The organism is Bacteriovorax sp. BSW11_IV, assembly GCF_000447755.1.
Classification (GTDB): domain Bacteria; phylum Bdellovibrionota; class Bacteriovoracia; order Bacteriovoracales; family Bacteriovoracaceae; genus BSW11-IV.
The window spans coordinates 19,688-29,494 of record NZ_AUNE01000023.1 but is presented as its reverse complement, the minus strand read 5'-3'; the positions used below and the strand labels follow the sequence as shown (position 1 = coordinate 29,494).

The window sequence follows — 9,807 nt, the reverse complement described above, 5'->3', positions numbered from 1 at the left end:
TGCGTCATATGCTATATGAGTTGATAGCGAACAAAGTTGATACAGACATTATCACCTTCAACACAATTAACCATAAATAGCGATCTGCTGATCATCATCTTCGGAAACTAAGCTAATCTTAACTTTCATCCCCATCGACTTTGCATACTTATTAAGAGTTGAAATTTTCAGATCTTTGCGTTTTTCAATTTTTGAAACTTCTGGTTGTGTCATTCCCTTTAGATCAGATTGGTTTAAACCAATCATCTCGCGTGCCATCTTCAAGCGAAGTTCATTAACTTGCGCTTGCCCCTTTTTAAGGGCCCTAGCATATCTCTTCTCCCCCATAACTTCCTTAGCGTGAGAGAAAAAATCTTGATTATGCTTTTTAGTTTTCTTTTTCATTTTTTCTTCCTCTTCTTTATTTTCTTCTGCTCTTTCACAGTTTCATTTTTTCTTTCATCAAGATATCGACCATATATTCTTTCGCTTTGATCAATCATCTTGTCATAAAAACTTTTATCGCCACTTCCGGCCTTATCACCACCAATCAAGAGAACTGCATTTCGATCAGGATCAAAGATAAAAAATATTCTTATAACCTTATCTCTACTATTAAACCGCAATTCTTTAAGATTGGTTAATTGACTTCCCTTAAGAGTATCCGCATGGGGCCTTTTTAGGTGGGGCCCAAACTGTTCAAGCAGCTTCACATGCTCAACCGTATCTTCTTGCAAGACCTTATCAGCTTCATCAAACCAATCTTGGAACTCCACTGTTTGCTTAATGTTCCATATGCTCATCATAACTCCAAAGGCATATGCACTCAAGAGAATATTCCCTTTACGGCATTTATTTCAACAACTTAACATATATCGAAGATTCAATAACTTAAACACACGCTAAATGACTCTTATAAAACATAAAGAAATCTTTTCTTTAGATTTATGACTGATAATGATAAAATGTTTCGTTATTGAAAGGTATTGAGATTAGGACATCTTTCCAATGAAAAAGAAAAATTTAAACAAAAGCGTTCTTAACTATAAAAGGCTAATAAAAGACAGCGATAATATAATTGGCCCCTTGGTGCTCTTGTTCCTCCTAGCTCAAGCATGGTTTTATAACTTAGTTCTTTGCCTTAACTTTTCTGTAATTGCGACAACGACAACTTTTTCCCCACTCGCTCGTATGGGGTCAGTGTTACTTCAAGTCCTTCTGTCTAACTTTATTTTAGTATTCTTGCTAAAAAAGATGTTCTCAATTTTTAAGACAGAGGACAACAGAAGCTTAAGAGCCCTCTCTATGGGAGGTCTTAGTGCTAAATGGCCTTTAATCTTTATTGTATTAATTGGGCATGGACTTACAAAAATTAATAACAATTATATGAATATATACGGAGTCACGGCCTTTTTGCTCTTCATTCTATTTATGGTTATTGTCGCAAGAAATTATCTAAACTTATTCTACAAAGAACGAACAAGAACAATCAAAGAGTCTACAACACTTCTTTCTTTACTTATTTCGATTGATTTAATTTTAAATTATTCACTTTCTGAAATCTATAATTATATCAAATAGAAAAGTATTCAAAGAGATCGAAATTACTTTATTAAAATAAGTCCCAGCAGACCTTTACGAAAAAGATGAGTCAAACGCGCTGTTTACGAAAAATAGTGCTTGAACTTCTTCATTCACGCAAGAGGCTCCAAAATCATCTTCGCAAACAGTGCGCTTGGCATATTGTATACGCTATGATCTATTGGAATCTATGCTGAAAAATTAACTTTGTCCTTTCGATTGAATACCTATCCGATTAAGTTTTCACTTTAAATGACTTGTTATTTCCGCAATTTTCTTTAAATTCTTCTCAACGCCTCCCCATCCATCTTTATAAGATGGAGGGGAAAAAACGACATTAGATGCTGCCGATATAATCTCATTTTGAGTAGATTCACTTGAAGATAACTCGCTATAGTTTTTAAGAGAACTCGCAACAGAAGCTTTATGAGCGACTTCTTCTTCGAAATGTCTCTCCTTCAGATATTGGGTACCAATGAACCAAAGAGCAGCAACATTTGGCGAGACAGACAGCAACCGAACTAACCATACAATTAACAAATCAGAAGTACTTTTTGTTGATTCGTTCTGTGCTTCTTTTTCTATGCTAGTTTTATAAACTATTTCGATCTCTTTACTAATATTTCTAGTATCACCATAAGTGACATAACCAACTCCAATAAATAAAAATAGCCAAAAAGACTTTGCTATCCATAAAGAGTCTTTTCTTTTTTTAAAAGAATCAGAAAGAGCACTAGATACTGCTCCTCCAACATAACTACCCAAATCTTTCTTCAGGCTTAGAAATTCTTTTTTTTCTTTTTCAAGTTGCGATAATAGTTCCCCAGTATTTAATCTTAGTTCATCTAAAGCTCTTTCTCTAATAAATGAAACCTCTATTCCAAAAGTTCTTAACTGTCCTCGTAGGGATGATATTTGAGAAGATAATTGATGATAATGTTGCTGATTTAACTGGTTTTTAAGATTTCTAAAGTTGTTTAATATAGCGGCAATCGAGTTTGATAAACTAATAAGAAAATTAAGAGGCACATTTTCTAGATCATTCAATTCAATCGCTTCTTCTAAAATTGAAATAATCGCATCGTACTGAGATCTTACATCCTCTAAAGAGTGATTATTCCATGCAGGAAAATTTTTACAATTTTCAAGGACGGTCATATCAAATTCATTTTTTAAATTATTGAAGTTAAATTTCACTTGGGCTATAGTATTTATTAAACTCAAACATGCTCCTTGATCAATACTGACAAAACAGTATGAATTTATCGAATCTAAAGTGACCATTTAATTTTTATTACAAGCAAGCCTCTTAGCGAATATATTTTAGAGACAATGATCATCTAATTATCTTCAACAATTCAAACAAAAAAAATGCGGAAGATTCTTCATTAAGAAAAATTGATTTTTTTTTAAAACCGATAATTCAAATAAAACGAACTCTCAGGCGCCACAGGAATTAAAACCTCGGCCTTAAACTCTTCCCTATCAAGAGAATAGATCACACCTGATTCATCATAGAAATGAACTTTTTCAATGAGTGCTTGTGCCTTTTCGACAGAGTCAAAAGAGAGTTTTCCATCTGTGAAAGTGACAATTGGAAGGTCTAGTTTTGAGAGACAAATTTCATTAATGCCGGTTGCAGCAAGGTAAGAAATGAAGTCTTCTTTGTCGAAGGCCACAACTTCTCTCGTGTGATTAATCACGGCCGAGTAGATATTCATTTTGTCGAAATTTGTGTTTTTAAAGTAAGTCCAGCCCTCGCCTTTTTCATCGCAAAGATTTTTTGAAAGAGAGATGTACTCATGAAAAAATGACGAAGAAGTTTTTGCTTGATCGAGCTCTTGGCCATCAGGGCCACAACCTTTATAGATATACTCTCCAAAAGCAAAAGGAGTGACGTCCACAAACTCAGTTTCGCCATCTATTTTACCGCTGTAAACTACTTCCCCTTCACCACATGATTTAGGATTGGCAGCAAGGGATCTTTCAATGCGAACTTGGCCCTCACCTTCAACAGACAGAACGACTTTTGAACTCTCAGGCCCAGAGAAGCTTTCTGCGCTCATCGAAAAGGCCATCATCATAAGAGGAGCGCCCGTCCAATTAAGTGTAACCGAACGTGAATTGGTATTTCCAAGAGCATCCGTCACTTGATACAAAATCGTATAAGTTCCATCAGTGTCGGCCGTCACATTAGTATCTTCAAGATTTGTAAAATCAAAAGTGATGACACCTGGACCAGAAGTTTGTGACCATGAATATGTCAGGGCGGTAGAATCCGTCACAGTGGCATCAATAAGCTCTGGCGTCACACCAGATCCATTAATTGTAGCAATGGCCGCAATCACAGGCGCCGTTGTATCCCAAGTTAGAGTGAGTTCATCAAAAGAAGAATTTCCAGCGATATCTGTTACTGTTAAGCGCACAACGTAGACGCCATCCGTATCGGCGGCCACAGTTGTATCCTCACTTGAAGGAGAACCAAATGTAACAGTGCCTGGGCCTGAAGTTTGCGTCCACGCATAAGTGGAAACATTGGCCTCAGTAACTGTGGCGTTAATAGATCCTTGGGCGTTAAGGGCGATATCACTGCCCACATTCACAACTGGAGTTGTGGCGTCCCAAGTAAAGTTAATCGTATCACTTCCAATATTTCCGACAGCATCAGTGGCCTCTAGCTTAATCACATAAACACCATCAGTATCAGCGCTAATAGTCGTATCTTCACTTGTGCCCGTGCCAAAAGAAATATTTCCGGGCCCTGAAACTTTAGACCACTGGTAAGTTAAACTTGAGGCGTCTGTCACAGTTGCATTTTGTAAGCTTGCCGCATTGGCAATGACATCAGCGCCAGCATTAACCACAGGTGAAGTATTGTCCCAAGTAAGATTCATATCATCACTTGTGGAATGGCCCGCAGTATCAGTAACAGTTAGGCGAATAACATAAGCACCATCTGTTGATGCGAAGATTGTCGTATCCTCTGTATTTGGTGTTCCAAAAGTAATGGTTCCAGGTCCAGAAACTTTTGACCATTGGATGGTTGAAATATTTGTTTCAGTTATAGTCGCGTCTTGAGTAAAGCTTGCATTCGCTACTTTATCCACACCCGCATTTACAACTGGAGCTGTTCCATCCCAAGTTAGAGCGAACTCATCAAAGGCCGAATTTCCAGCAGCGTCTATAACAGTGAGGCGTACAACGTAGGCCCCATCGGCATCGGGAGTGACACTTGTGTCTTCACTAGTACCTGAACCAAAAACAATATTTCCAGGACCGCTTTGCTTTGACCATAAATAAGTCATGGTCGTAGCATCACTTGTGGTTGCGTCTTGTGTGAAAGTTGCCCCTGCCACTTTATCAGCACCCGCGTTCACTGTTGGAGCCGCCGTATCCCAAGTGAGTTGCATGGTATCTGTCGCGCTATTGCCGATGGCATCAGTGACTTGCAATTGAATAATATAAACGCCATCAACTGAAGCTGACATGGTTGTATCTTCACTCGTCGCACTTCCAAAAGTGACCACTCCTGGTCCTGAAACTTTTGTCCACGAATAAGTCATGGCCCCTGCATCAGTGGCGGTGGCGTCTTGTGTGAAGCTCGCATTTGCTATTTTATCCACACCAGCGTTTACAGTCGGGGCCGTGTTATCCCACACCAGTGTAAACTCATCATTAGAAGCATTGCCCGCAATATCTGTAACAGTTAAGCGAATAACGTAAGTTCCATCGGCCGAAGCAAAAACAGTTGTGTCCTCACTCGTGGCACTGCCAAATGAAATGGTTCCAGGCCCTGAAACTTTTGACCACTGGATCGTTGAAATATTGGCCTCAGTGATCGTAGCATCTTGAGTAAACATGGCATTGGTATTTTGATCAACACCAGCGTTGACAACAGGAGCTGTCGCATCCCACGTCAGAGTGAAAGAATCATTTGAACTATTTCCAACAGCGTCCGTTACAGTAAGAGTAATAAGATAGCTGCCATCGGCCGAAGCTGAAATGGTTGTATCTTCTGCGGCAGGTGTTCCAAAACTAATGGCCCCAGGTCCAGTCCAAGAGTAAGTCATGGCGGTAAGATCTGAAGAGCTCGCATCAATACTGAACATACCAGAAGCAATGATATTATTTCCCACTTCAATCACTGGCGCGGTCGTATCCCAAGTGAAATTAATTGTATCAGAAGCACTATTTCCAAGAGCATCTGTGGCCGTGAGTTTAACCACATACACCCCATCACTTGAAGCAGCGATCGTCGTGTCTTCGGCCGTAGGTGATCCAAAAGTTAGCGTTCCAGGTCCAGATGATTTGGTCCAAGAATATGTAATGGCCGTACTATCAGTGACGGTTGCATCTTGAGAGACGGCCACATTTGTTTCAACATCGACACCGGCATTCACAGCTGGAGGAGTTGTATCCCAAGTGAGCGTCACTTCATCAAAATTTGTATTTCCTGCGGCATCAGTGACAGTAAGACGAAGAACATACACTCCATCTGCGTTTGGAGAAACCGTTGTATCCTCTGCATTATCACTTCCAAAAATAACAAGGCCCGGTCCACTTTGTTTTGTCCAAGCATAGGTAACAGAGGTTGCATCTGTTACGGTGGCGTCTTGTGTGTAAATGCCGTTTCTTGAAGAGTCGGCCCCAGCGTTCACTGTTGGAGGAGTCGCATCCCAAGTTAATTGAAAAGTATCAGTTGCCACATTTCCAACAACGTCCGTTGCTTGTAGTTGAATAACATAAACCCCATCAGCACTTGCACTAACGGTCGTATCTTCACTTGTGGCCGAACCAAAAGTAATCGTTCCCGGCCCTGAAATTTTAGACCACTGATAAGTAAGAGTTGTGGCATCACTTACTGTCGCATCTTGAGTAAAAAGAGCATTGGCAATCTTATCTGTACCTGCATTTACAATCGGATTTGAAGTATCCCAAGTGAAATTAATATCATCAGAAGTTGTTAGGCCCACTTCATCTGTAACAGTTAAGCGAATAACATAAACACCATCTGCGTTAGCTGAAATTGTCGTATCTTCACTTGTGCCAGAGCCAAAGCTTACGGCACCTGGACCTGAAACTTTATTCCACAGATAAGTCATGGCCGTAAGATCACTGGTTGTTGCATCTTGATTGACAAGAACGTTGGTCTCTTGATCAATACCGGCATTGACGACAGGATTCGTTGTATCCCAAGTGAAAGTCATCTCATCAAAGGCAGAGTTACCTGCGGCATCTGTGGCCGTAAGACGAATTGTATAAACACCGTCTAAATTCGCTTGCAGTGAAGTGTCTTCGGCACTGGCCGTTCCAAAAGTGACGACTCCCGGACCAGATTGTTTCGTCCAAGAGTAAGTAATTGCCGTAGCATCTGTCACTGTGGCGTTTTGATTTACTTGGGCAAGAACCGTTTTATCTGTTCCCGCATCGACAACTGGAGGCGAAGCATCCCAAGTGAGAGAGAACTCATCACTGGCCGTATTCCCTGCCCCATCAGTAACAGTAAGACGAATAATATAACTTCCATCGGCGTCAGCAAAAACAGTGGTATCTTCAGTTGTGGCCGTACCAAAAGTAATGGAACCAGGTCCCGTCACCTTTACCCATTGGTAAGTCAGTGATGAGTTGGCGTCAACTACTGTGGCGTCTTGAGTAACTAAAGCGTTTACAAGTTGATCCACACCAGCGTTCACAGATGGGTTTGTGGTATCCCATTCCACCGTAATATCATCAGAAGTTGAAAGGCCAAAAAAGTCAGTGACCGTTAAGCGAATAATATACACTCCATCAGAATCAGGAGTAATCGTAGTATCTTCACTTGTAGCGCTTCCAAAGGCCACATTTCCAGGCCCTGATACTTTAGTCCATGAATAAGTCATACTCGTAAGATCAGTGGCCGTGGCGTCCTCGGAAATCATAGTATTTGTATTGTGATCAATGCCAGCATTAACCACAGGGGCCGTTGTGTCCCAAGTGAGTTGCATATCATCGCTGGCACTATTTCCAGCGCCGTCAGTTACAGTTAAGCGAATTGAATAGACTCCATCGGCATCGGCCGTCATCGTTGTGTCTTCACTTGTGGCCGATCCAAAAGTAATATTTCCAGGCCCTGAAATTTTTGACCACTGATAAGTCACAGCGTTGGTATCACTTACCGTGGCATCTTGAGTAAAAAGTGCATTGGCCACCTTATCAACACCAGCATTTACTGTTGGCGCAGTTGTATCCCATGTCACTTGAATATCATCGCTGGCACTATTGCCTGCTCCGTCTGTAACAGTTAGACGTAAAACGTAAGCGCCATCACTACTCATGGCCACCGTTGTATCTTCACTTGTGTCGCTACCAAAAACCACAGTGCCCGGACCTGAAACTTTGGTCCACTTATAAGTCATCGTGTTTGTATCAGTTGCCGTGGCATTAATATTGGTTGCCACATTAATTTGAATATCGGCCCCAGCATTAACGACGGGAGCTGTGGTATCCCAAATAAGAGTCACATCATCTGTGCCCACTTGTGAAAGAGCATCAGTTACAGTGGCGCGAATAACATAAGTTCCCTCTGCACTAGCAGAGATCGTTGGAGATTTAGAATTTACTGTATTGAAGTTTACTGTCCCTGGTCCAGAAACTTTTGACCATACAACTGTTGTCGCGGTGAGATCAGTGATGCCAAGAGTTCTTGTGACGGCCTGATTCGTGTTGATATCAGCACCACCATCAACGATAGGAGCCGTCGTATCCCATAAAACAGTAATCGTGTCTGTTGTAAAATTTGAAAATGTATCCGTGGCCGTTAAAGAAATAACATAACTTCCATCGGCGTTTGCAGAAATCGTTGTATCTTCACTTGTGCCGCTACCAAAAGTAATATTTCCTGGGCCTGAAACTTTTTGCCACTGATAAGTAAGAGCATGGGCATCGCTTGTGGTTGCATCTTGCGTGAAAGAAGCGTTCACCGTTTTATCCGCACCTGCATTGACACTCGGACTTGTGCTATCCCAATCAAGATTAAATTCATCAAAAGCGCTATTGCCGGCGTTATCAGTAACTGTCAGACGAATCACATATGAACCATCACTTGTGACACTTAAAGTTGGAGTTGCCCCATTATTTGCGACGACTAAATTTCCGGGACCTGATGTCTTTGTCCAAGAAAATGAAATTGGATTTGTATCACTGGCCGACCCATTTTGAGTGAAAGAACCATTGGCCAAAAGATTATCGACTCCTGCATTCACAGTCGGGTTTGTCATATCTAAAATAAATGCGGTCGTATCAGAAACAACTTTCGATCCAGAAGTTACAGTGAGCTTAATAACATAACTTCCCTCAGCACTGGCACTGACAGTTGGGTTTTGCACACTTGTACTTGAAAATGTAACCGTTCCTGGTCCTGATAATTTTTCCCAAAGAAAGACTCTGTTTGGAGCTGTACTCACAGTTGAGTTTGTGGCCTTGGATGAACTTGTATAAAGTGAAGGACCAGCATCTACTGTAAGAGTTTCTTCCTCAATAACTGGAGAGAATATAGATTCGCCTTTACCGCCACCAACGCAAGCATAGAAGAACATCAATGGGATTAAGATGAATAAATTTTTCATCGAATCTGTCTTCCCCACAGGTCAAAAGGAAAACTGACACCAAGAGCGAAAGAGCTTACCTTTAATTGCAAATCACCTTCAAGCTTAGTCACAACTCCACTAGCTGATTTTCTTTTGCTATAAGTTTCTGATTTATATTCCGTGAATAAGAACATATTCCACGGTTTATAAACGATAAAACTTAGCTCTCCTTTAAAACCTGATCCAGAGTAAATACTTTGATCAGCATTACTCTTCATTTGTGCCCCAATAATCATCCCGCCAAAAAGGCGAAAGGCATTGGAGAAATTAAGTCCTGCCCCAACAACAAATTGGCGGCCGATGAAACTTTCATTCTTGCCAGCTTCAGATTCAAAGTTGCGGTAGTTGCCGACAAATTCGCCTTTAAAGAATTTCCACGTATTTTGATAACCAACGCCAATTCCACCATCAAAGGCCGAAAGAGAATAACTCTCACCTAAAAGTGTAGCACTACCAGAAATGTTAATAGAGGTATGCGGTTCGAGAAGAACCCCTGCCATAGAGTTATGAATAAAGAGAATAACGAGTAAAATTACGTGTTTCACGGCTTCCTTGCCTATGGGGTACATCATGCACCCTTATAAAAGTCTAACAATTTTACGCGGGCTTTGGGAAGACCTTG

The 9,807-nt window shown here is 40.8% G+C and carries 6 protein-coding genes; 1 reads left to right on the top strand and 5 read right to left on the bottom strand.

Annotation, left to right across the window (positions count from 1 at the left end; genetic code table 11):
• Positions 1 to 66 precede the first annotated feature (66 nt).
• Positions 67 to 384: a helix-turn-helix domain-containing protein gene (locus M899_RS06355; protein ID WP_021270588.1), complete on the bottom strand. Its 318-nt coding sequence runs from the start codon at positions 382 to 384 to the stop codon at positions 67 to 69.
• Complete coding sequence (locus M899_RS06350) at positions 381 to 782, bottom strand: type II toxin-antitoxin system RelE/ParE family toxin (protein WP_021270585.1); 402 nt, start codon at positions 780 to 782, stop codon at positions 381 to 383. The genes M899_RS06355 and M899_RS06350 overlap by 4 nt, the downstream gene beginning before the upstream one ends.
• Positions 783 to 987: 205 nt before the next feature.
• Here M899_RS06350 and M899_RS18665 point away from each other — a divergent pair, with 205 nt between their 5' ends.
• Complete coding sequence (locus tag M899_RS18665) at positions 988 to 1,560, top strand: hypothetical protein (protein WP_021270599.1); 573 nt, start codon at positions 988 to 990, stop codon at positions 1,558 to 1,560.
• 243 nt (positions 1,561 to 1,803) lie between these two features.
• On the opposite strand, the gene M899_RS06340 is transcribed toward M899_RS18665, so the two are convergent.
• The 3 genes from M899_RS06340 to M899_RS06330 form a co-directional block, all read right to left on the bottom strand.
• Entirely contained in the window at positions 1,804 to 2,784 is a 981-nt protein-coding gene (locus M899_RS06340) for a hypothetical protein (protein WP_021270590.1), read from the bottom strand.
• A gap of 185 nt (positions 2,785 to 2,969) precedes the next feature.
• Positions 2,970 to 9,164: a PKD domain-containing protein gene (locus M899_RS06335; protein WP_021270592.1), complete on the bottom strand. Its 6,195-nt coding sequence runs from the start codon at positions 9,162 to 9,164 to the stop codon at positions 2,970 to 2,972.
• Positions 9,161 to 9,730 (bottom strand): hypothetical protein, encoded by a 570-nt coding sequence (locus M899_RS06330; RefSeq protein ID WP_155897117.1) that lies wholly within the window; start codon positions 9,728 to 9,730, stop codon positions 9,161 to 9,163. Before M899_RS06330 ends, M899_RS06335 begins: the two co-directional genes overlap by 4 nt.
• Positions 9,731 to 9,807 lie beyond the last annotated feature (77 nt).